The organism is Pseudomonas entomophila, from assembly GCF_029193575.1.
GTDB lineage: Bacteria > Pseudomonadota > Gammaproteobacteria > Pseudomonadales > Pseudomonadaceae > Aquipseudomonas > Aquipseudomonas entomophila_G.
The window spans coordinates 1-21148 of record NZ_JARGCS010000001.1 but is presented as its reverse complement, the minus strand read 5'-3'; the positions used below and the strand labels follow the sequence as shown (position 1 = coordinate 21148).

At 63.9% G+C, this 21148-nt stretch carries 19 protein-coding genes and 1 pseudogene; 10 read left to right on the top strand and 10 right to left on the bottom strand.

Annotated features, from left to right (window positions below; all coding sequences use genetic code 11):
* The first annotated feature begins 224 nt into the window (after positions 1-224).
* From P0Y43_RS00095 to P0Y43_RS00070, 7 genes are all read left to right on the top strand, one after another.
* Positions 225-3104, top strand: a complete 2880-nt coding sequence (locus tag P0Y43_RS00095; RefSeq protein ID WP_275635267.1) for a ribonucleoside-diphosphate reductase subunit alpha — start codon at positions 225-227, stop codon at positions 3102-3104.
* 269 nt (positions 3105-3373) lie between these two features.
* On the top strand, positions 3374-4627 hold the full coding sequence (locus P0Y43_RS00090; RefSeq protein WP_275635266.1) for a ribonucleotide-diphosphate reductase subunit beta: 1254 nt from the start codon (positions 3374-3376) through the stop codon (positions 4625-4627).
* Between the two features lie 163 nt (positions 4628-4790).
* On the top strand, positions 4791-4964 hold the full coding sequence (locus tag P0Y43_RS00085) for a hypothetical protein (RefSeq protein ID WP_275635265.1): 174 nt from the start codon (positions 4791-4793) through the stop codon (positions 4962-4964).
* A 117-nt stretch (positions 4965-5081) separates the two neighbouring features.
* On the top strand, positions 5082-5225 hold the full coding sequence (locus P0Y43_RS26960) for a DUF2971 domain-containing protein (protein ID WP_430540204.1): 144 nt from the start codon (positions 5082-5084) through the stop codon (positions 5223-5225).
* Between the two features lie 431 nt (positions 5226-5656).
* A complete protein-coding gene (locus P0Y43_RS00080; protein WP_275635264.1) occupies positions 5657-6196 on the top strand; it encodes a BRO-N domain-containing protein in 540 nt (179 codons plus the stop codon).
* 119 nt (positions 6197-6315) lie between these two features.
* Positions 6316-6618, top strand: a complete 303-nt coding sequence (locus P0Y43_RS00075; protein WP_275635263.1) for a helix-turn-helix domain-containing protein — start codon at positions 6316-6318, stop codon at positions 6616-6618.
* Positions 6618-7835 carry a type II toxin-antitoxin system HipA family toxin gene (locus P0Y43_RS00070; RefSeq protein WP_275635262.1) on the top strand — a complete coding sequence of 406 codons (1218 nt, stop codon included), beginning with the start codon at positions 6618-6620 and terminating at the stop codon, positions 7833-7835. The genes P0Y43_RS00075 and P0Y43_RS00070 overlap by 1 nt, the downstream gene beginning before the upstream one ends.
* A gap of 112 nt (positions 7836-7947) precedes the next feature.
* Here P0Y43_RS00070 and P0Y43_RS00065 read toward each other — a convergent pair.
* Together P0Y43_RS00065 and P0Y43_RS00060 are read right to left on the bottom strand one after the other, a co-directional pair.
* Positions 7948-8112 (bottom strand): annotated as a pseudogene (locus tag P0Y43_RS00065) (type II toxin-antitoxin system RelB/DinJ family antitoxin); the annotation flags it as partial.
* 69 nt (positions 8113-8181) lie between these two features.
* Positions 8182-8967 (bottom strand): SDR family NAD(P)-dependent oxidoreductase, encoded by a 786-nt coding sequence (locus P0Y43_RS00060; protein ID WP_275635261.1) that lies wholly within the window; start codon positions 8965-8967, stop codon positions 8182-8184.
* Positions 8968-9115: 148 nt separating this feature from the next.
* Here P0Y43_RS00060 and P0Y43_RS00055 point away from each other — a divergent pair, with 148 nt between their 5' ends.
* Positions 9116-9664, top strand: a complete 549-nt coding sequence (locus P0Y43_RS00055) for a TetR/AcrR family transcriptional regulator (protein ID WP_275635260.1) — start codon at positions 9116-9118, stop codon at positions 9662-9664.
* Between the two features lie 2 nt (positions 9665-9666).
* Here the strand turns inward: P0Y43_RS00055 and P0Y43_RS00050 are convergent, their stop codons facing one another.
* The 8 genes from P0Y43_RS00050 to P0Y43_RS00015 form a co-directional block, all read right to left on the bottom strand.
* The gene (locus P0Y43_RS00050) at positions 9667-10407 is read right to left on the bottom strand and encodes a peptidase (RefSeq protein WP_275635259.1); all 741 of its coding nucleotides are present in this window, start codon (positions 10405-10407) and stop codon (positions 9667-9669) included.
* A 99-nt stretch (positions 10408-10506) separates the two neighbouring features.
* Positions 10507-11292 carry a transglutaminase family protein gene (locus P0Y43_RS00045; protein WP_275635258.1) on the bottom strand — a complete coding sequence of 262 codons (786 nt, stop codon included), beginning with the start codon at positions 11290-11292 and terminating at the stop codon, positions 10507-10509.
* Positions 11289-12239, bottom strand: a complete 951-nt coding sequence (locus P0Y43_RS00040; protein ID WP_275635257.1) for an alpha-E domain-containing protein — start codon at positions 12237-12239, stop codon at positions 11289-11291. The genes P0Y43_RS00045 and P0Y43_RS00040 overlap by 4 nt, the downstream gene beginning before the upstream one ends.
* Before the next feature lie 3 nt (positions 12240-12242).
* Positions 12243-13652: a circularly permuted type 2 ATP-grasp protein gene (locus P0Y43_RS00035; protein ID WP_275635256.1), complete on the bottom strand. Its 1410-nt coding sequence runs from the start codon at positions 13650-13652 to the stop codon at positions 12243-12245.
* A gap of 311 nt (positions 13653-13963) precedes the next feature.
* Positions 13964-14863, bottom strand: coding sequence for a LysR family transcriptional regulator (locus P0Y43_RS00030; RefSeq protein WP_275635255.1), 900 nt, complete (start codon positions 14861-14863; stop codon positions 13964-13966).
* 117 nt (positions 14864-14980) lie between these two features.
* On the bottom strand, positions 14981-17005 hold the full coding sequence (locus tag P0Y43_RS00025; RefSeq protein WP_275635254.1) for a pyridoxamine 5'-phosphate oxidase family protein: 2025 nt from the start codon (positions 17003-17005) through the stop codon (positions 14981-14983).
* Between the two features lie 55 nt (positions 17006-17060).
* The gene (locus P0Y43_RS00020) at positions 17061-17690 is read right to left on the bottom strand and encodes a glutathione S-transferase family protein (RefSeq protein ID WP_275635253.1); all 630 of its coding nucleotides are present in this window, start codon (positions 17688-17690) and stop codon (positions 17061-17063) included.
* A 239-nt stretch (positions 17691-17929) separates the two neighbouring features.
* Positions 17930-18484, bottom strand: coding sequence for a UPF0149 family protein (locus P0Y43_RS00015; protein WP_275635252.1), 555 nt, complete (start codon positions 18482-18484; stop codon positions 17930-17932).
* A gap of 413 nt (positions 18485-18897) precedes the next feature.
* On the opposite strand from P0Y43_RS00015, the gene P0Y43_RS00010 reads away from it, so the two are divergent.
* Positions 18898-19764, top strand: coding sequence for a BRO-N domain-containing protein (locus P0Y43_RS00010; protein ID WP_275635251.1), 867 nt, complete (start codon positions 18898-18900; stop codon positions 19762-19764).
* On the top strand, positions 19761-21071 hold the full coding sequence (locus tag P0Y43_RS00005; protein ID WP_275635250.1) for an ISL3 family transposase: 1311 nt from the start codon (positions 19761-19763) through the stop codon (positions 21069-21071). The genes P0Y43_RS00010 and P0Y43_RS00005 overlap by 4 nt, the downstream gene beginning before the upstream one ends.
* Positions 21072-21148 lie beyond the last annotated feature (77 nt).

Here is a 21148-nt window from a genome sequence, read left to right as displayed (position 1 = left end):
ACACCCGACAGCAACAGTTTTTGGGGCAACCCAGAACCTTTGACTTCGGCCAGGGAGCGGCACTTGATTGCCCCTTTTTCCTGAGTCTGTCCCGAAGTCGCCAAGCCCGAGCGGGCGGATGCACGCGTGCGTCGCCTCCCCGCCCGGGCCGCCGAACTGATGGATGGAACGGTGGGCGCCCACAAGGCGCCTGAACAATATAGAAACTGTGGAGACACCCACCCATGCAAACCGACACAACTCGCGAGAACCCGCAGGCCAAGACGCCGCAGGCCGCCGATTCGTCCCAGGATCTGGCCGCCACCGCGCCGGGCCAACTGCGCGTGATCAAGCGCAACGGCACCGTCGTCGCCTACACCGACGACAAGATCACCGTGGCCATCACCAAGGCGTTCCTCGCAGTTGAGGGCGGCACCGCCGCCGCCTCGTCGCGCATCCACGACACCGTCGCGCGCCTGACCGAGCAGGTCACTGCCACGTTCAAGCGCCGCATGCCGTCCGGTGGCACCATCCACATCGAAGAAATCCAGGACCAGGTCGAACTGGCCCTGATGCGCGCCGGCGAGCAGAAGGTCGCCCGCGACTACGTGATCTACCGCGAGCAACGCGCCAAGGAGCGCGCCACCCGCGCCAACACCGACTCGGTGGTCGAGCCGCACCCAAGCATCCGCATCACCCTGGCCGACGGCAGCCTGGCGCCGCTGGACATGGCACGCCTGAACACCATCATCAGCGAGGCCTGTGAAGGCCTGGCCGAAGTCGATGGCGCGCTGATCCAGCGCGACACCCTGAAGAACCTGTACGACGGTGTCGCCGTGAAGGACGTCAACACCGCCCTGGTGATGACCGCCCGTACCCTGGTCGAGCGCGAGCCGAACTACTCGTTCGTCACCGCCCGCCTGCTGATGGACACCCTGCGCGCCGAAGGCCTGGGCTTCCTGGGCGTGGCCGACAGCGCCACCCACCACGAAATGGCCGAGCTGTACGCCAAGGCCCTGCCGGCCTACGTCGAGAAAGGCGTCGAGTTCGAACTGCTCGACCCTGCCCTGAAAGGCTACGACCTGGAGCGCCTGGGCAAGGCCATCGACCACGAGCGTGACCAGCAATTCACCTACCTGGGCCTGCAGACCCTGTACGACCGCTACTTCATCCACAAGGATGGCGTGCGCTTCGAGCTGCCGCAGGTGTTCTTCATGCGCGTGGCCATGGGCCTGGCGCTGCAAGAGAAAGACCGCGAAGCCCGTGCGATCGAGTTCTACAACCTGCTGTCGTCGTTCGACTACATGGCGTCGACCCCGACCCTGTTCAACGCCGGCACCCTGCGCCCGCAGCTGTCGAGCTGCTACCTGACCACCGTGCCGGACGACCTGTCGGGCATCTACAAGGCCATCCACGACAACGCCATGCTGTCGAAATTCGCCGGTGGCCTGGGCAACGACTGGACCCCGGTGCGCGCCCTGGGCTCGTACATCAAGGGCACCAACGGCAAGTCGCAAGGCGTGGTGCCGTTCCTGAAGGTGGTCAACGACACCGCCGTGGCGGTCAACCAGGGCGGCAAGCGCAAGGGCGCGGTCTGCGCCTACCTGGAAACCTGGCACCTGGACATCGAGGAATTCCTCGAGCTGCGCAAGAACACCGGTGACGACCGTCGCCGTACCCACGACATGAACACCGCCAACTGGATCCCGGACCTGTTCATGAAGCGCGTCTTCGACGACGGCAAGTGGACCCTGTTCTCGCCTTCGGAAGTGCCTGATCTGCACGACCTGACCGGCAAGGCCTTCGAAGAGCGCTACGAGTACTACGAAGCCCTGACCGAGTACAACAAGATCAAGGTGTTCAAGGTCGTCCAGGCCAAGGACCTGTGGCGCAAGATGCTCTCGATGCTGTTCGAGACCGGCCACCCATGGCTGACCTTCAAGGACCCGTGCAACCTGCGCAGCCCGCAGCAGCACGTGGGCGTGGTGCACAGCTCGAACCTGTGCACCGAGATCACCCTGAACACCAACGCCGACGAGATCGCCGTGTGCAACCTGGGTTCGATCAACCTGCCGAACCACATCGTCGACGGCAAGCTGGACACCGCGAAACTGGCGCGTACCGTCAAGACCGCCGTGCGCATGCTCGACAACGTGATCGACATCAACTACTACTCGGTGCCGCAGGCGCAGAACTCGAACTTCAAGCACCGCCCGGTCGGCCTGGGCATCATGGGCTTCCAGGACGCGCTGTACCTGCAGCACATCCCGTACGGCTCGGACGCAGCGGTGGCGTTCGCCGACAAGTCCATGGAAGCGGTCAGCTACTACGCCATCCAGGCTTCGTGCGACCTGGCCGATGAGCGCGGTGCCTACGAGAGCTTCCAGGGTTCGCTGTGGTCCAAGGGCATCCTGCCGCTGGATTCGCAACAGATCCTGATCGAGGCCCGTGGCGCCAAGTACATCGACGTCAACCTGGAAGAGTCGCTGGACTGGGCCCCGGTGCGCGAGCGTGTGCAGAAAGGCATCCGCAACTCGAACATCATGGCCATCGCCCCGACCGCGACCATCGCCAACATCACCGGCGTTTCGCAGTCGATCGAGCCGACCTACCAGAACCTGTACGTGAAATCGAACCTGTCGGGCGAGTTCACCGTGATCAACCCGTACCTGGTCCGCGACCTGAAGGCCCGCGGCCTGTGGGACTCGGTGATGATCAACGACCTGAAGTACTACGACGGTTCGGTGCAGCAGATCGAGCGCATCCCGCAAGAGCTGAAGGACCTGTACGCCACCGCGTTCGAAGTCGACACCAAGTGGATCGTCGATGCCGCCTCGCGTCGCCAGAAGTGGATCGACCAGGCCCAGTCGCTGAACCTGTACATCGCCGGCGCTTCGGGCAAGAAGCTCGACGTGACCTACCGCATGGCCTGGTACCGTGGTCTGAAGACCACCTACTACCTCCGTGCCCTGGCCGCGACCAGCACCGAGAAGTCGACCATCAACACCGGCAAGCTCAACGCCGTGTCGAGCGGCGGCGACAGCGCCCCGGTCCAGGCCGCGGGCCCTGCCCCGGTGCCGAAGGCCTGCGCCATCGACGAGCCGGATTGCGAAGCCTGCCAGTAAGGCTTGGCTGAGGCTTCCCCCGGGAAGCCTCTTTTCCGTGTCACCACACGGAACCCTGTCGGAGCGGGCTTGCCCCGCGATAGGGCCGGTGCCCCCACCGCCCTCCTACAGCCGAACAAGATGAACCGGGGCTCACCCGCCTCGGTCTCGGCCCCCAAGGGCCACTCCAGAATTTGCGTGCACCGCAGTACCCAACCCGGGCCTCGCGCACCGCAACCAAGATCCACCGGCCATACTCCATAGATGGCCCTCGAGCAGGAGCACCCACCATGCTGAGCTGGGACGAATTCGACAAAGAAGACGGCGAAGTACCCGCCAAAGGCCCCGCCACCGCCGCCCAGGCCAACGCCGCCGCCGCGCTGGACAAACTCGACAGCGCCGGCGACGCCGCTGCCCAGGAAGCCCGCGCCGCCAGCGCCGACGACTCCGACGCGGTCAAGCGCGCCAAGGCTGCGCTGAACGACCTCGACATCGCCGAAGGCCTGGCCGAGCTGGAAGGCTCCTCCGCCCGCGTGCGCGTCGACGAGAAGCGCATGATCAACTGCCGCGCCGACCTCAACCAGCTGGTGCCGTTCAAGTACGACTGGGCCTGGCAGAAGTACCTCGACGGCTGCGCCAACCACTGGATGCCGCAAGAGGTCAACATGACCGCCGACATCGCCCTGTGGAAGAGCATGGACGGCCTGACCGAAGACGAGCGCCGCATCGTGATGCGCAACCTCGGCTTCTTCTCCACCGCCGACTCGCTGGTGGCCAACAACCTGGCCCTGGCCGTGTACCGCCTGATCACCAACCCCGAGTGCCGCCAGTACATCCTGCGCCAGGCCTTCGAGGAAGCGATCCACACCCACGCCTACCAGTACTGCATCGAGTCGCTGGGCATGGATGAAGGCGAGATCTTCAACATGTACCACGAGATCCCGTCGGTCGCTAAGAAAGCGGCCTGGGGCCTGAAGTACACCCGCGCCATCTCCGACCCGGAATTCAACACCGGCACCGTCGAGACCGACAAAGAGCTGCTGCGCAACCTGATCGCCTACTACTGCGTGCTGGAAGGCATCTTCTTCTACTGCGGCTTCACCCAGATCCTGTCGATGGGCCGCCGCAACAAGATGACCGGCGTGGCCGAGCAGTTCCAGTACATCCTGCGCGACGAGTCGATGCACCTGAACTTCGGCATCGACGTGATCAACCAGATCAAGATCGAGAACCCGCACCTGTGGGATGCCGGGATGAAGGAAGAGGCCACCCAGATGATCCTGCAAGGGACCCAGCTGGAGATCGAATACGCCCGTGACACCATGCCACGCGGCGTGCTGGGCATGAACGCGGCGATGATGGAGGATTACCTCAAGTTCATCGCTAACCGTCGACTGACCCAGATTGGTCTGAAGGAAGAGTACCCAGGGACCACCAACCCGTTCCCTTGGATGAGCGAGATCATGGACTTGAAGAAGGAGAAGAACTTCTTTGAGACTCGGGTTATCGAGTACCAGACGGGCGGGGCTCTTAGCTGGGATTAAAAAATCAAGGCCACCTTCGGGTGGCCTTTTTTATAGCTACCCATCCTGAAACAAAACCAAGAAAAATGCATTTATTTAAGCACCTCCCCCCGAAAGAATCGACGTTTTAGAAAACAGCAAAATTTGCTTCTCAAAGGCAGATCAATTCAACGATCCATTTGAAATGAAACCGCCACTAGGCCTTTACGAAAATGACAAAAAAATGGAGGTAGCCTTAACAGCTTTGGCGCCCGAGCTTATTGCTGCTGAATATGAAAAGCTCAACCCTATGTTTCGAGCCCTTCTATCAGAAGACGCTATGAAAACAATAACCATGACGTTAATTAAACCCAACTGAAAGATACGATAATTCCAACTCTACATGCTGCTACGCCAGCATCGGCGAACGATATGCATGAAAAATTACAATCCATAACCGGAATTCTTTGTCTCACTGAAAAATGACAATTTGCTAATGTGGGCACACTATGCAGCCTCGCACAGTGGATTCGCTATTGGCTTCGACACAAACCACACATTCTTTAATAGTCGCCGCAGCGAGCATGACGAATTCTTCTACCTTGAAAGGTTAATCACTCACAGTCACGCCCTCAACTAATTCTAAGCCAGGCAAAGGATTTCAGTGCTTTTCTAACTAAAAGCGAGCACTGGGCGTATGAGCACGAGTGGCGAATGCTTGTTCCCTTGACATTTACCTCTCAGGCCATTGGCGTCCAGCCCAACCAGTTTCATTTATTCGACCACCCTCAGGAATCAATAAGATCCATCCACCTCGGAGCAAAAATCTCTGAACTCAATAAAGCCAAAATAATCAAACTGCTGAGAGACTCAGAGTCCAGCGCCGAACTATATCAGGCAAAGACGGACAAGAACTTCTTTAAACTTAATTATGAACGCATAATAATTTGATTAAATTTCCATTAGACTCCTCCGCTCTATACTTGTAAATTTCTTCAGCGCCTAAGAAACGCTTACGCAGCGGACTCCCGTTCCCGTTAGAAACGGCTCTCCCGATTCTGGAAGCCAATCATGGACAACCATTACTCCCCCACCCTCTTCACCCGCCACAACCGCCCCCTCCACACCCTCTGGCTCGAATCCCAAGCCTGGTTCTGCGCCCACGAACTCGGTCGCCTGACCGGCCGCTTCTTCGACGAACACTGCATCCGCAAGCTCGACCCGGACCAGCACCGCAACGTGCAACTGCTGCGCTACGGCCAGTACCAAGAGACCACCCTGGTCAGCGAGTCCGGCGCATACACCCTGCTCGCCCATCACCACATTCCCGAGAACCGCCACCTACGGCACTGGCTGACCCATGAGGTCGTGGCAGTGCTGCGCGATGGGCGGGACTCGTTACCGGCGGAGCTACCTCGGCTGGCGCGGATGTGCTGGCCGGGTGGGCATGCAGCGAACTTGTTGTACTGGCAGAGCGAGCCCTGGGTGCGATTGCGGGATGTGCCGGTGGTAATGGAAGGGGAGGCGGCTGCTGTGCCAGAAAAGCCCAGAATGAATTGGTGGGAATGCGCGCAGCGGGCGTTGCGGATGTACGGGGTGAGAGACAGGTAATGAGAGTTGGCTGGGCTGCCCTCATCGCGGGGCAAGGCTGGTCCTCCAGAACCGGCACCCACTAAGAGCTGCTATAGTCACGCTTATCTCGTATAAGCATGCTTATAGAAGCCCTTAAGATGACAGTATTCCCTCTTGCCTGCGCCGACAGGCTAATAAATATAGGCCTGTTGATCAAAACCAGACGCCTTGAGCGAAAAATTCGCCAGAAGGACCTCGCCAAGCAGACAGGGCTCTCCACCACGACCCTGGGCAAAATAGAAGCAGGGGCGCCGAGCGTCGAGATGCGCGGCTATATGGTGGCCTTGTGGCACCTTGGTTTGCTCGATGAGGCCTTCCACGCGCTACCGGTGCCGTCCCCCGCGTCCTATGCCACAGAACACCGTGTTCGGCTCAAGCGGTTCTCGGAGGATGATTTCTGATGGCGTCCCTGTACATATACATGCAGGTACCGGACTCGTTGGCGGTTATCACCCTCGGGCGAGTGAACGTGGAGAAAGGGATCGGTGAGTTCGTCTATAACCCCGACTATGTGAAGTCAGGGGGCTGGGTACCCGACCCAATACGCTATCCGCTGCGTGCACAACCCTATTCGAACATCACCACGAATCGGGGCATCCCGGGTTTCATCCGAGATGCAGCGCCCGATGGCTGGGGTGAACGCCTAGTCACGCGTGAACATGGGGAACTGGACGCTATCGGCTTCTTGCACAGGTCACCCAACCACGACCGTGCGGGCAATCTAATGGCCGGTAGCAGCAGGGCAGCACCAGACGGCATTGGCCAAGCGGGCTTGGGCACGATTACCCAACTTGAGACCTTCATTCAATTTGCCGATGGGGTACAAGGCGGGTTTCCACCTGGGACGGACAGGGCCACCAAGGCAACCCTCCAGCAACGTTCCTCCCTCGGAGGCGCCCGCCCTAAATGCACGTTGATCCACGAGAACCGCCTTATCCTCGCCAAACCGCAGGATCGTCATGACGCCTACGACATTCCGTCGTTGGAATACGCCTGCATGTCATTCGCGGCGAGTAAAGGCTTGAATGCCGCACGCGTGCAATTACACGCTGGGCGGGTCAATACGTTACTGGTCGACCGTTTTGACCGTGAGCCTGCGGGTGACGGCCGTTGCTTGCGCCTACCGATGTTGAGCGGCCTGACGCTGCTCGACAGCGACTGGAACAATCAAAAGTCGTGGGCTCGATGGCACTACGGGTTTCTAGCAGATGAAATGAGCCGCCGTGGTGTGTCAAAGGAAGATTTGCAGGAGCTGTTCAAGCGCATCTGCTTCAACATTCTTGTCGGCAACGACGATGACCATCCGAAAAATGTTGCGGTTCTATATCGGGAGGGTGGTTGGCGGCTTTCCCCTATGTACGATGTGGTTCCGAATACCGAAGGTAGTCCTCCTGCAAGGCTGGCCATGGGTATTGGCAGGTATGGTCACGAGATATCACGACGCAACCTGCTGAGCCAGGTAGAGCACTACGGGCTTTCTCAGGAACAAGCCGAGGTGATAATTGACGAAGTCATTGGGTGGGCGCCTGATCTGAAAGCGCACTACCTTCAATGCCTGCGGGAACCAGAATTGGGCCTTGCGGCCGCTGCGATGGGAGCGCACCAGTTGCAAGCCTGAGAGCAATGGGCCCGCGCTCGCCACCAAAGGTATCGAGCGCTTCGAGTGCCGGCAGGGAATCCCAGGCACGGGGTCGATGGCGAGACCGAGATCGAGTGTAGGCCAGGTTCCCCTATAGGCCATCCAACTCCACCTTCACGCGCTGCGGAGCAGTGAGACTTTCGCGAACCGTTGCGATCAGGTCTTCGTCTTCTTCTGCCATCAGCACAGGGCGGAAAGCTAGCTTGCCGCGTTCTGCCACGTGTTACAGGGCCTGGCGCATCCGCTCGGAGGGGGATGGTGGGTGTTTTTGACGGCCCTATCGCGGGGCAAGCCCGCAATAGGGCCCGAAAGACCAACGAACCTCTTACACCCCGCGATACCGCTCAGCCACCACCGACTGCCGCAAATCCCCCATCAACAGCTGACGCGCCACATCCAGCGAGGTCCAGCGCTCAGCATGCTGCAACGGCGGGATGGTGATGCCTTCCCGGCGGTCATACCCCACCAGCGCGGCATCCACCAGGTCGCCCACCTCCATCACCTCTGGCAAGCTGTTGATGTCCATGCCCGAGCGCGCCCAGATCTCGGTACGGGTCGCCGCCGGCAGCACCGCCTGCACGTACACCCCCTTCGGCCCCAGCTCCAGCGCCAGCCCCTGCGACAGGAACTGCACGAACGCCTTGGTCGCGCCATACACCGTCATGCCCAACTCCGGCGCCAGCCCGACCACCGAACCAATGTTCACGATCGCCCCACTCCCCGCCTCGGCCAGGCGCGGCGCAATGGCGGTGGCCAACCGCGTGACCGCGGTGACGTTCAGGCCGATCAAGCGCTCCAGGCTGCCGACATCCTGCGCCAGGAAATTCCCCGTCTGCCCCATCCCGGCGTTGTTGATCAATACGCCGATCCGCCCGTCCTCACGCAACCGCGCTTCGACCCGCACCAGCGCCGCCTCCTCGGTCAGGTCGGCCACCAGCACCTCGACCTGGACGGCGCAGCGTTCACGCAACCCAGCCGCCAGCGCCTGCAACCGCGCCTGGTCACGGGCCACCAGCACCAGGTCATGACCCCGCTGGGCGAAGCGTTCGGCGTAGGTGGCGCCAATACCGGTGGACGCACCGGTGACGAGAACGGTAGGCAAAGCACTCATGGGCAAACCCTCGAAATGGATAACGGCACCCGGTAGTCGTGTGCCTGGCTTTTATGATTACGTTCATCATCTTTAAAAGTCAACGTTTCGATTATGATCATCATCAATGTAAGATACGCCACCTATCGATGGCCGGGAGTCGCATGCCATGAAAGTCAGCAAGGCACAGGTGCAAGCCAACCGCGCGCATATCGTCGAGACGGCGTCGGCGTTGTTCCGTGAGCGGGGGTACGAGGGGGTGGGGGTCGCTGAGTTGATGGCGGCGGCTGGGTTCACCCATGGTGGGTTCTACAAGCACTTCGGCTCCAAGGCCGATTTGGTGGCCGAGGCGTCGGCCTGTGGGCTGGCGCAGACCCGCGCGATGACCGAGGGGCTCGATCGGGAAACGTTCCTGGCCCAGTACCTGTCGCGCGAGCACAGGGACAACCCGGCCGAGGGGTGCACGCTGGCGGCGCTGAGCAGCGACGCGGCGCGCCAGCCCAAGGCGGTCAAGGCGGTGTTCGCCGAGGGGCTGGAGCAGATGCTGCAGAGCCTGGCCAATGGCGCGCCCGACCCGCAGGCACAACGCAGCCAGCGCCTGGGCAACATCGCCCTGCTGGTCGGCGCCCTCGCCCTCTCCCGCGCCTGCCCGGACGATTCAGCGCTGGCCGATGAGATCCTGGCCGCCTGCCGCGAGCGCCTTGGGCTACCGGGCTGAACTCAGCGCGCCCAGGCCAGGTAGGCCTGCGGCGGTTCGGGCATGGCCGCGAGCATCTCGCGCAGGCCCGCCGACCACTGCTTGCGGATATCGATGAAGTACGAGTCGTCCTGGGTGACGCGGTGGCTCTGCGCCGGGGCCAGGCTGTCCTTGCGGTACACCAGCAGGTCCAGCGGCATGCTCACCGACAGGTTGCTGCGCATGGTCTCGTCGAAGGAGATCAGCCCGCAGCGCAAGCCCTCCTCCAGCGACGTGCGCCAGGTCAGGTTGCGGTCGAGGATCGGCCGGCCGTACTTGCTCTCGCCCAGTTGCAGGAATGGCGTGTCCTCGGTGGCCTGGATGAAGTTGCCTTGCGGGTAAATGCTGTAGACGTCCATCGGGCCGCCGGCGATCTGCCCGCCGACCAGGAACGAACAGGTCAGGTCGGTCTTGCCGGAGAGCTTGGTGCGGTCGCGGGCGAGCACTTCGCGCATGGTCTCGGCCACCAGCACGGTGGCGTCGTAGACCGTGCGCACGTTGAGCAGGTGGGTGCCGCTGCCGGTGCTGCGCTGCTTGAGCAGGTTCACCACCGACTGGGAACTGGCCAGGTTGCCGGCGCTTTGCAGCACCAGCAGGCGCTCGCCGGGGGTGCTGAAGACGAACAGCTTGCGGAAGGTGGAGATCTGGTCGATGCCGGCGTTGGTGCGGGAGTCGGAGATGAACACCAGGCCGTCGGCGAGGTGCATGGCGACGCAGTAAGTCATTTGCGTTAACTCATTTGGAAATTGGAAGGCCGGGGGCGCTTCGCACCCCCATCGCGGGCTTGGCCCCGCGATGGGCCGCACAGCGGCCCCCACAGCCAGCTATTGCGCCTGCGAGGTCACCTGCACGTGCGCCAGCAACGACTCCGCCCCACCGCCCCGGCGCATGCCGCGCACCGGGCAGGCGTCGAGGTAGTCCAGCCCCACCGCCAGCTTCAGGTGGCGTTCGGGCCGGGCCAGGCGGTTGCTGACGTCGAAGCTGTACCAGCCATCCTCCAGCCAGGCCTCGGCCCAGGCATGGCTGGCCAGGTGGCTGGCGTCCTCGGTGCACAGGTAGCCGGACACGTAGCGCGCCGGCACCCCGAGGCTGCGGGCACAGGCGAGGAACGCGTGGGTGTGGTCCTGGCACACCCCCGCGCCGCCAGCGAAGGCCTCCGCCGCCGTGGTGACCACGGTGGTCTCCCCTGGGGTGTAGGGCATGCGTTCGGCCAGGCCGTTCATCAAGTCGATCAACGCCACACGGTCACGCCGCGCGCCGCACACACCGTTGGCGAACGCGACCAGCGCGTCGTCGGCCGTGGTCAGGTGGCTGCTGCGCAGGAACGGCAGCGGCGACTGGCTGTCGTGCTCCCGCTCGTGGCGGGGGTCGATCTCCACCTGGCCGTGGGCGGTCAGCACCAGGGCGCCATGGGGCTCGTCGAGGGTCAGCACGTGCAGGATATTGCCGTAGGGGTCGCGCTGGCTGCGCACCTTGCGCGGCAGTTCCAACGCCCAGGCGAGGATGCGCTGGCGCTCGCTGTCCTGCGGGGTCAGGCGCAGGAACTGGATGCTGTTGCGCACGGCGTCGGCATAGCGGTAGGTGGTGTCGTGACGAATGGAGAGTTTCATACGACCTCCAGGTAGGACTGGTGCACGGTCTCGCCCAAATGGCGGACGCGCTGGATGAAATCGGTGAGCCACAGGTGCAGCCCGGCGTCGAGGATTTCCTCGATGCCGGTGTAGCGCAGCCGGGCATTGAGTTCGGCGGCCAGGCGCTGGGAAGCGCGCCCACTGCCGCTGGGCAGGCCGGCGAGGATGTGGTCCAGCTCCTCGATGCAGGCGTGCAGCGAGCGTGGCACGTCGGCGCGCAGCAGCAGCATTTCGGACACTTGGCGCGCGCAGGGGGCGTTGCGGTAGATCTCGTTGAACGCCTCGAACGACGACAACGCCCGCAGCAAGGCGCTCCACTGGTAATAACCCCTCGCCGAGTTGTCGCTGACCTCCTCGGACTCCTCGCCGAACATCTCGTAGCGCACATCCAGCAGGCGCAGGGTGTTGTCGGCGCGCTCCAGGAAGGTGCCCAGGCGAATGAAGCAGTAGGCGTCGTTGCGCATGATGGTGCCGGAGGTGGCGCCGCGGAACAGGTGCGAGCGCTCCTTGACCCACTCGCAGAAGTGGCTGATGCCATAGCGCGCCAGGCCGTTGCTGGCGATGTTGCGCATCTCCAGCCAGGTGGCGTTGATGTTCTCCCACATGTCGGCGGTGATCCGCCCGCGCACGGCATGGGCATTGGTGCGCGCGGCCTGCAGGCAGCAGTAGAGGCTGCCGGGGTTGGTCTCGTCGAGGGCGAAGAAGTGCAGCATGCGCTCGATGTTCAATTCGCCGTGGCGCTGGGTGTAGTCGTCCAGGGTGCCTGCGGCCAGCAGCGACATCGCCAGTTCCGCACGGCCATCGCTGCGCCCGGCCTGGGGCATCAGCGACAGCGAGTAGCTCACTTCCAGCATGCGCGCGAGGTTCTCGGCGCGCTCCAGGTATCGGGACATCCAGTAGAGGTCCGACGCGGTTCTCGAAAGCATGGTTCAGTCCTCCACCACCCAGGTGTCCTTGGTGCCGCCGCCCTGGGACGAGTTCACCACCAGCGAGCCGGCGCGCAGCGCCACGCGGGTCAGGCCGCCCGGCACCAGACGGGTTTCGCTGCCCGACAGCACGAACGGACGCAGGTCGATGTGGCGTGGCGCGATGCCGTTCTCGACGAAGGTCGGGCAGGTCGACAGGCACAGCGTGGGCTGGGCGATGTAGGCCTCGGGCCGGGCCTTCAGGCGCGCGCGGAAGTCTTCGATCTCCGCCGCCGTGGCCGCCGGGCCCACCAGCATGCCGTAGCCGCCGGAACCCTGGGTTTCCTTGACTACCAGGTCGGGCAGGTTGGCCAGCACGTGGGACAGTTCCTCGGGCTTGCGGCACTGCCAGGTGGGCACGTTCTTGAGGATCGGCTCCTCGTCCAGGTAGAAGCGGATCATGTCGTCGACGTAGGGGTAGATCGACTTGTCGTCGGCCACGCCGGTGCCCACGGCGTTGGCCAGCACCACGTTGCCGCAGCGGTAGGCGGCGATCAGGCCGGGCACGCCAAGCATCGAGTCGGGGTTGAACGACAGCGGGTCGAGGAAGGCGTCGTCCAGGCGCCGGTAGATCACGTCCACCTGCTTGGGGCCGGCGGTGGTGCGCATGTACACGTGGTCGTCACGCACGAACAGGTCGGCGCCCTCGACCAGCTCCACGCCCATCTCGCGGGCGAGGAAGGCGTGCTCGAAGTAGGCGCTGTTGAAGCGGCCCGGGGTGAGCACCACGGCGGTGGGGTTGTCCAGCGGGCTGGCACTCTTGAGGGTGTCGAGCAGCAGGTTCGGGTAGTGGTCGATCGGCGCCACACGCTGGGCGGCGAACAGCTCGGGGAACAGGCGCATCATCATCTTGCGGTCTTCGAGCATGTAGCTCACGCCGCTGGGGGTGCGCAGGTTGTCTTCGAGCACGTAGTAGCTGCCGTCGGCGTCGCGCACCAGGTCGACCCCGGCGATGTGCGCGTAGATGTCGCGGTGCAGGTCCAGGCCGCGCATGGCCACCTGGTAGCCCTCGTTGGCCAGCACCTGTTCGGCGGGGATGATGCCCTCCTTGATGATGCGCTGGTCATGGTAGATGTCGCCGAGGAACAGGTTCAGCGCCTGCACGCGCTGGATGCAGCCGCGCTCGACGGTGCGCCATTCGCTGGCCTTGATGCTGCGGGGGATGATGTCGAAGGGGATCAGGCGCTCGGTGCCTTGGGCGTCGCCGTAGAGGGTGAAGGTGATGCCGGCGCGGTGGAACAGCAGGTCGGCTTCACGCCGGCGCTGCTCCAGCACCTCCAGGGGGGTGTCGGCCAGCCAGCGGGCGAAGGGTTGGTAGTGCGGGCGGCAGCCGCCCTTCGCGTCGTACATCTCATTGAAAAACTCTCGTGTCATTAACCACTCCTTGGGCGATATACACGGCTTTTTCTTCTACATTCGCCGATTCGGTTCGCCGGGGCATTGCTACGCGATGGTCAGTTGCTGTGGTGTTCGACGGTGAGTTTGGAGTGCCGGTGAGGTACCTGTGTGGCGGGGGGTGCACGGGGATTTTGCAAGGGTTGTGCCCAGGTGCCGGGAAGGCCCTGGGGCGGGGGTTGCGCAGGCGGGGGGTGGAAGGCGTGGGCGAAAACGGTGCAGGCGAAGCGCCAGTTTGCCAGGGGCGGCCTCATCGCGGGGCAGCCCGTTCAGGCAGCGGCGCCGGGGCGTCAGTTCAGGTGCTGGTGCGAGCGCAGATGCTCCACCAACCGATCGATGAACGTGCGCACCTTGGCCGAGCCGTACTTGCTCTCGCGGTGCAGCACGTGGATCGGCCAGGGCGCTTCTTCGTAGTCGCTGAGCAGTACGCGCAGGCGCCCGTTGGCAATGTCGTCCGCCACCTGGTACGACAGCTGCCGAGCGATGCCCAGGCCCGCGCAGGCGGCGGCGATGGCCGCGTCATTGCTGGTGACGATCAGGCGTGGCTTCAAGCGCAGCGCGCCGCTGTCGCCGGTGCTGGCGAAACGCCAATCCATGCCCGGCGGCAGGTTGTTCGCGGCGATGATCGTGTGCTGCGCCAGGTCGCCCGGCGCCTTGGGTTCGCCGTGGCGCGCCAGGTACTCGGGCGAGGCGCACAACAGGCGGCGCACCTTGCCCACGCGCAGGGCCTTGAGGCCGGAGTCGGGCAGGTGGCCGATGCGCACGGCGACGTCCATGCCCTCCTCCACCAGGTTGACCACGCGGTCGAGGAAGTACGCGGCGACGTCGACCTCCGGGTAGGCCTGCAGGTAGTCGACGATGCACGGCATGACGTAGAACTTGCCGAACAGCACCGGCGCGGTCACCGACAGGTTGCCCCTGGGCGCGGCGTTGATGCCGGCGGCGGCCTCGTTGGCTTCGAGGATGCTGGCGAGGATGTTGCGGGTGTCTTCGAGGTAGCGCGCGCCGGCCTCGGTCAGGCGCACGCTGCGGGTGGTGCGCAGCAGCAGCTTGACCCCGAGGTGTTCCTCCAGGGCGGTGACGGCGCGGGTCACCGCGGCGGGGGAGATGTCCAGCCGGCGCGCGGCGGCGGCGAAGCTTTCCAGTTCGCCGACGGCGACGAACACCTTCATCAGGTGGATCTGGTCCATGCCCTGCCCTGTTGGCTGTCGAGGGGAAGCAGGGATTATTCCAGTAGTCATGGGGATTGAGTAGGGCGGGTGGTGGGGCTGACCGCCCTCTCGCGGGGCAAGCCCGCGCCTACAGGGCTACAGCGCCAACACCACCGGCGCCCCCGCCGCCGGCACGGCGCAGCAGATCAACACCGTGCCCTCTTCCGGCAGTTCGGCCGGCGGGTGCGGGTAATGCACCTGGCCGCTCACCAGCCGCGTCTTGCAGGTGCCGCACGACCCACCCCGGCAGCTGAACTCCGGCGACAGCCCACGGCTTTCGGCGAGCTCCAGCAGGCTGCCGGCGTCTGGTGACCAGCGCGCCTCCTTGGCCGACTCGGCGAAATACACCGGCACCGGCTCACTGGCGGCGGGCGGCTGCTCCAGGGCCGGCTGCGCCGGGTCGCCATGGCGCTTGAGGGTCGACGGGCCGAACGCTTCGGCGTGGATGCGCGTATCCGGCACGTGCAGCGCGCGCAGGCCGTCGTAGAACGCCTGGGTGAAGCTGCCAGGGCCGCAAAGGTAGAAGTCATAATCGTCCAGGGCCAGCGCCTGCTTGACCTGCGCGATGCCCAGACGGCCAATGGATTGATGGTCACGCCCCAACACCGCCTCGGGCTCCGGCTGGCTCAGCGCGCGGTGCACCTTCAACCGGTCGCCAGCCTGCGCGCGCAAGGCCGCCACTTCCTGCTGGAACGGCAACTCGGCCAGGCTGCGCGCGCCATGGAACAGATGGATGGGCCGTGCCGCATCGACCGCCAACTGCTCACGCAGCATGGCCAGCAGCGGGGTAATGCCCACGCCCGCGCCAATCAGCACCAGCGGCCGTGGGCTGTCGCTGTCCAACGTGAAGCTGCCCGTGGGCGGACGCACCTCCAGCACGTCACCCACCGCGACCTGCTCATGCAGGTGCCGCGACACTGGCCCCTGGGCCCTGACGCTGATGCGCAACTCGCCGTCGGACGGCGCACTGGACAAGCTGTAGGTGCGGATCAACGGCGCCTCCCCCGGCAACGCGATGCGCAACGGCAGGTGCTGCCCGGCCTTGAACGGCATGGGCGCGCCATTTTGCGGCTGCAGGTAGAACGAACGAATGTCGCGGCTTTCCTGCTCGATGCGCGTCACTCGCCAGGCTTGCCACTGACGCCCCGGCGCGCTCGCCTGCAAGCGCTGTTCGGCCTCGGCCCAGGTGCCGGTGGCCAGGCTGGTGGGCGCATAGGCCTCGAATGCCCAACGCAGCGACAAGGCCGCCGGGCGCCGGACCACCTGCTCCACCTCCAGCGTCCACAGGCGCTGGGCGCCTTCGAAGGCGGCGATCAGCGGGCTGTTCAGGATCACCTCGGTACGCCCGTTCAGTTGCAGCACGTCGCCCGTGAGGAAGTCGATGAACAGCAGCCCGGCACGTGGGTTGGCCAACAGGTTGCCCAGGGTGTTGAAGTGCAGGTTGCCAGCGTAGTCGGGAACGGTGAGGCGGTTGCCTTCCACACGCACGAAGCCGGAACGCCCGCCGCGATGGGAGACGTCCACCGAGCGCTGGCCGTCGTCGTGGGTGACGTAGCTGGCGACGAAGAACGTGTTGGCCTGCTCGATCATCGTCGCGGCCCGCGCGTCGAGCGCGCTGGCGTCCTCCCGCGGCCCCGCCGGCTCCGCGACGCGGGTATAGGCCCGCAGTTGGATGTACTGCGGACAGTTGCCGAAGGAGTGCTCCACCGTCACTTCGAGCCCGGCGCTCGAAGGCAGACCAAGCATGCCGTTGATGCGGTTGCGACGACGGGTATGCAACTCGATACCGAGCAGGCCGATGGCCTCGCCGGGGCCGATGCCCGCCGCAGCCGGGTCGTCGTCGCGCAGGCTGGCGGCGATCGACAGGTGCTGCGGGTCGGGCGAACTGACGAAACCTTCCGGGCCCTCGATCACCGTGGCCCAGGGCCGGCCCTGTGGGTCGACGGTGGCGGCGAGCATGAACGGTAGCTGATGGTAGAACTCGCGGTGCTGGTCGGGCATGTAGTCGCGGATGACCTTCTGGCCGAAAGCTTCCATCCGCTCGGCGACGCCGACCTGTTCCTGCATCGTTTTTTCGCCGGCGTGCCAAGGCGATGCACGGCGCCTGGGAAGCAGCTGCATGGCGGTGATCCTCGGGGGTGAGCCGGCGGTGGGGCCCGCCGGCCAGGGGCTCAGGTCAGACGGTGGTCTGCAGGCCGATGGCGGTGCGTGGCATGGCCACGAAGCCTGGCAGTGCTTCGATGCGCGCCAGCCAGGCACGCACGTTGGGGTACTCGTCGAGCGACACGAAGCCTTCCGGCGCGTGGGCCACGTAGGAGTAGTTGGACACGTCGGCGATGGTCGGCTCGTCGCCGGCCAGGAAGGGGGTCTTGCCCAGTTCGCCTTCCATCACCTTGAGCAGGGTATGAGCCCGGGCGATGACTTCTTCGGCATTGAAGCTGGCATTGAACACCGTGATCAACCGCGCGGCGGCCGCACCGTAGGCCAGCGGGCCTGCGGCCGCGCTCAGCCAGCGCTGCACACGCGCCTCGCCAACCGGGTCTTGGGGCAGCCAGCGGCCGTTGCCGTAGGTCTTGGCCAGGTACACCAGGATGGCGTTGGAGTCGGGGATGATGGTGCCGTTGTCGTCGATCACCGGGACCTGGCCAAAGGCGTTGAGGGCGAGGAACGCCGGGGCCTTGTGCTCGCGGTTGGGCAGGTCGACGTAGACCCGCTCGGTGGGCAGGCCGAGCAGCGACAGCATCAGTTGCGCGCGGTGGGCGTGGCCGGATTTGGGGAAGTCGTAGAGTTTGATGGCGTTGGGCATGATCTCGGCTCCGGTGGGGGGAATGGGATCAGCGGGTGAGCTGATGGGAGCATGCTGCGCCTATTCCGGAGACAGCAGAATCCGTGCCGGAGGGAATCCATAATTTCGCTGGGCGGAATAATGTGGGTGGCGTTACGGGCCCTATCGCGGGGCAAGCCCGCTCAGGCACACCAGCGTCCGTGAGAACGGCAGAGCCGCTGTCGGAGCGGGCTTGCCCCGCGATAGGGCCGACGCAAGCCTCAGTTACGGTTCAGCTTCTGGTAGCGATACAACGCGCGCGCCGCCTCGACCACCTGCGGCACGCAGGCCTGGCGCTCATCGAAGCTCATTGCATCGAGCACCTCGTAGTTGTCTTCCAGACCATGCAGGGAGATGACCTTGAGCAGACGGTCCTGCTCTGGCGGCAGTTCGCTCCACTCGGCCACTTGGGTGCCGCGCATGTAGCCGAAGCACCACTCCTCCAGGATGATCGCCGGCCCCTCCTCGCCTTCACTTTCCTCGAACACCGGCTGGAACGCGTCCAGGCGCTCGGCCAACGCTTCGCCGACCTGGTGGGCGTAACGCAGCATCAGCGCGGTGTAGGCTTCCTCGTGGGCAGGCTTCTTGAACTTGGGCACCTTGCCGCCAGCGACGGCGGGCAGCCATTGCTCAGGGAGGACGCTGACCGGGGAGCTGGCCAAGGCGGTGCAGAAGCCGTCGAGTTCGGCCAGGTTGAGCACCGAGTAGTCGTTGCCGTAGGTGATCAGCAGGTCTTCGAGGCGGTCGCGTTCTTTTTCGCTGAGGGGGGGAAGCATGGGGCGGGGTCCTGGAAAGCGGGTTTGCGTGCACCCTAGCACAAGCATCCAGGTATCGAAGGATTTGGGGTATTCGGGAAAGGTTGTTGATTGAGCCCTTTCAGTAGGGCTCTACAAATCGTTTTTGCTTACGGGAAATCTTGTTGACACACCGCCTTGGGCTGGGTACCGTGTCCCCGTCGCAGTAAATCCTGCGGCCTGGGATTGGCCTCCCGGTATTCGTTGGCGGACACAACCGCCCTAGAGCGGTTTTTTTGTGTCCGAGGCATGGCTGCACCCGCGTTATGGGTGGGCCGTGTGGGCACTCGCAAGAGTGGCCGGTGCCAACGACCGGTAGGCCAACCCGCACGGTTCCACCCTCCCAATTGGCCTTGGGAAGGTGGGCACACAGCCAGAATCGTTGGAGATGCCCCATGAACGCAGCCAAAGTCATCCCGTTCCAGTTTGAAGCTCGCAAGGTCCGCGCCCTGTTGATCGACGACCAGCCGTGGTTCTTCGCCATTGATGTCTGCTCCGCACTCGCGCTGAGCGACACCAATAAGGCCTTGCTTGGACTGGATAGCGACGAGAAGTGCGAACACGAACAGTATTCGGGTTCGGGTCGCAAGCCGATCCTGATCAATGAGTCCGGGCTCTACAGCCTAATCCTTCGTAGTCGCAAGGCCGAGGCGAAGCGCTTCAAGAAGTGGGTTACCGCCGAGGTTCTGCCTTCGATCCGCAAGCATGGCCGGTACGAAGACACCGACAACCGCATGGCTACGCTCGTAGGCCAAACCATCGGCACCGATGGCTTCCACATGCTCGGTTCGCTAATCAAGGGCAAGGTGTCCTCGCTGCCGCAGGATGTACGCCGGCGAGCCACCATGAAGATCTGGTCGCAGACACACGCCGCCTTCGGCGTCCGTTCCGCTGCCGACATCCCTGCCGAGCAGCTCGACTCTGCCCGTAACTTCATCGCGGCGTATGCGCTGGAGGGCGAGTGGCTGCCGAAGGACGAGATCAAGGGCTTCGGCACCCTGATCGGTCGCCCGCTGGGTCGCATCGAACGCTGGATGGTCTCCACCGACTACAAGGGCGAGGAGCAGTACACGCTGATCCCCACCGATGCCTGTGTGATGAGTCACCATGACCTGATCAAGGCCATGCTCACCCCTGGCGACCTCCCGGTCTCCACCGACGAGATGTTCGAGTTCGCCCAGGCGGCGCTGACGAACCTCAAGACCCGCGCCACGGTGCAGCAGCACCAACTGCGACAAATGCGCCAAGGAGCCAAGCAGTGAACGCCCCTACCAGCCTTCTCCACCCTCTGCGAGCCCAGGTGCTGAGCTTTGAAGAGGACGAGCACGATTACCACTTCCAGGTGGAGTATCCCGATCCGCCCGCCTGCCACACCTGCGGCACGGTGGGGCAGCTCGTCCGCTTCGGCAAGAAGCAGGTGAAATACCGGGACGTGCCCATGCATGGAAAGCGAGTCTCGCTCTGGGCCGTGCAGCGGCGCTTCCAGTGCAAGAGCTGCGACTCGACGTTCACGCCGAAGTTTCACGAGATGGCCGAAGACCACCGCATGACGCGGCGCTGCTACGACTTCATCGTGAAGCGCTCCCTGGCCAACACCAATGCCAGCGTGGCACATGAGGTCGGCGTGGACGAGTCGGTGGTGCGCGCCGTCATCAAGGCCTACTGCGAGGTGCAGGCCTACGGCTACCGGCCCACCCTGCCGCGCGTGCTGGGCATCGACGAGCTGTACCTGAACCGGCAGTTCCGCTGCGTCCTGACCAACATCGAACAGGGGACGATCATCGACATCCTGGAGTCCCGCCAGTTCGACGTGCTCTACAACTACCTGGCCAACATGCGGGGCCGGGAGAACGTCCAGATCGTCTGCCAGGACATGTGGAAGCCGTACCGCGACGTGGCCTCCAAGCTGTTCCCCAAGGCGGCTATCGTGGTGGATCGGTTCCACATCCAGCGAATGGCCAACGAATCGCTGGAGGTGCTGCGCAAGGGCATCAAGAAGGAGCTGACCCAGCACCAACGGCGGCAGCTCAAGGGCGACCGCAAGCTGTTGCTGATGCGCCGCCGCGACCTGAACCCGATGAACGAGCTGGTCATCCACACCTGGCTGGATCAGTTCCCCGAGCTGGGGGTGGCCTACAAGCTCAAGGAGGCGTTCTTCGATATCTGGGAGTCCAGCACCGAGGCTGAGGCCCGGTCACGCTACCAGCAGTGGCTGAGCATGATTCCCGAGGGGCACAAGGCCCACTGGAAGCCGCTGATCACCTCGATGACGAACTGGGAGAGGGAGATCTTCGCTTACTTCGGCCCTGCCCAGCGCAACACCAACGCCTTCACCGAGTCGATCAACCGGCAGATGCGCGACCTGAACCGCAATGCCAGGGGCATGTCCTTCGAGATGTTCCGGGCCAAGACGTTGTTCAGCCTGGAGCACAAGGTGATTAAGCCCAAGCCGAAGCGACAGTCTCCGTTCGTGATGCGGGACATCTTCACGATGGACCCGAGCGAGATACCTACCGATTACGGCGTGCCGATCGAGGCCATTCTCAAGGCCACCCAGGGCGCCCAATAGGGCGTCCATCAACACGACCATCAATTTGAGATTTTGGGATCGGGAAGCCTGCTTACAACAGGATTTCCCGAATACCC

Coding starts and splice junctions, on each gene's coding strand:
- P0Y43_RS00050 (WP_275635259.1), bottom strand. CDS start 10,407: ATGACTTACTGCGTCGCCATGCACCTCGCCGACGGCCTGGTGTTCATC.
- P0Y43_RS00035 (WP_275635256.1), bottom strand. CDS start 13,652: ATGACACGAGAGTTTTTCAATGAGATGTACGACGCGAAGGGCGGCTGC.
- P0Y43_RS00030 (WP_275635255.1), bottom strand. CDS start 14,863: ATGGACCAGATCCACCTGATGAAGGTGTTCGTCGCCGTCGGCGAACTG.
- P0Y43_RS00075 (WP_275635263.1), top strand. CDS start 6,316: ATGACAGTATTCCCTCTTGCCTGCGCCGACAGGCTAATAAATATAGGC.
- P0Y43_RS00095 (WP_275635267.1), top strand. CDS start 225: ATGCAAACCGACACAACTCGCGAGAACCCGCAGGCCAAGACGCCGCAG.
- P0Y43_RS00025 (WP_275635254.1), bottom strand. CDS start 17,005: ATGCAGCTGCTTCCCAGGCGCCGTGCATCGCCTTGGCACGCCGGCGAA.
- P0Y43_RS00010 (WP_275635251.1), top strand. CDS start 18,898: ATGAACGCAGCCAAAGTCATCCCGTTCCAGTTTGAAGCTCGCAAGGTC.
- P0Y43_RS26960 (WP_430540204.1), top strand. CDS start 5,082: ATGTGGGCACACTATGCAGCCTCGCACAGTGGATTCGCTATTGGCTTC.
- P0Y43_RS00070 (WP_275635262.1), top strand. CDS start 6,618: ATGGCGTCCCTGTACATATACATGCAGGTACCGGACTCGTTGGCGGTT.
- P0Y43_RS00045 (WP_275635258.1), bottom strand. CDS start 11,292: ATGAAACTCTCCATTCGTCACGACACCACCTACCGCTATGCCGACGCC.
- P0Y43_RS00080 (WP_275635264.1), top strand. CDS start 5,657: ATGGACAACCATTACTCCCCCACCCTCTTCACCCGCCACAACCGCCCC.
- P0Y43_RS00090 (WP_275635266.1), top strand. CDS start 3,374: ATGCTGAGCTGGGACGAATTCGACAAAGAAGACGGCGAAGTACCCGCC.
- P0Y43_RS00055 (WP_275635260.1), top strand. CDS start 9,116: ATGAAAGTCAGCAAGGCACAGGTGCAAGCCAACCGCGCGCATATCGTC.
- P0Y43_RS00020 (WP_275635253.1), bottom strand. CDS start 17,690: ATGCCCAACGCCATCAAACTCTACGACTTCCCCAAATCCGGCCACGCC.
- P0Y43_RS00015 (WP_275635252.1), bottom strand. CDS start 18,484: ATGCTTCCCCCCCTCAGCGAAAAAGAACGCGACCGCCTCGAAGACCTG.
- P0Y43_RS00040 (WP_275635257.1), bottom strand. CDS start 12,239: ATGCTTTCGAGAACCGCGTCGGACCTCTACTGGATGTCCCGATACCTG.
- P0Y43_RS00060 (WP_275635261.1), bottom strand. CDS start 8,967: ATGAGTGCTTTGCCTACCGTTCTCGTCACCGGTGCGTCCACCGGTATT.
- P0Y43_RS00085 (WP_275635265.1), top strand. CDS start 4,791: ATGAAACCGCCACTAGGCCTTTACGAAAATGACAAAAAAATGGAGGTA.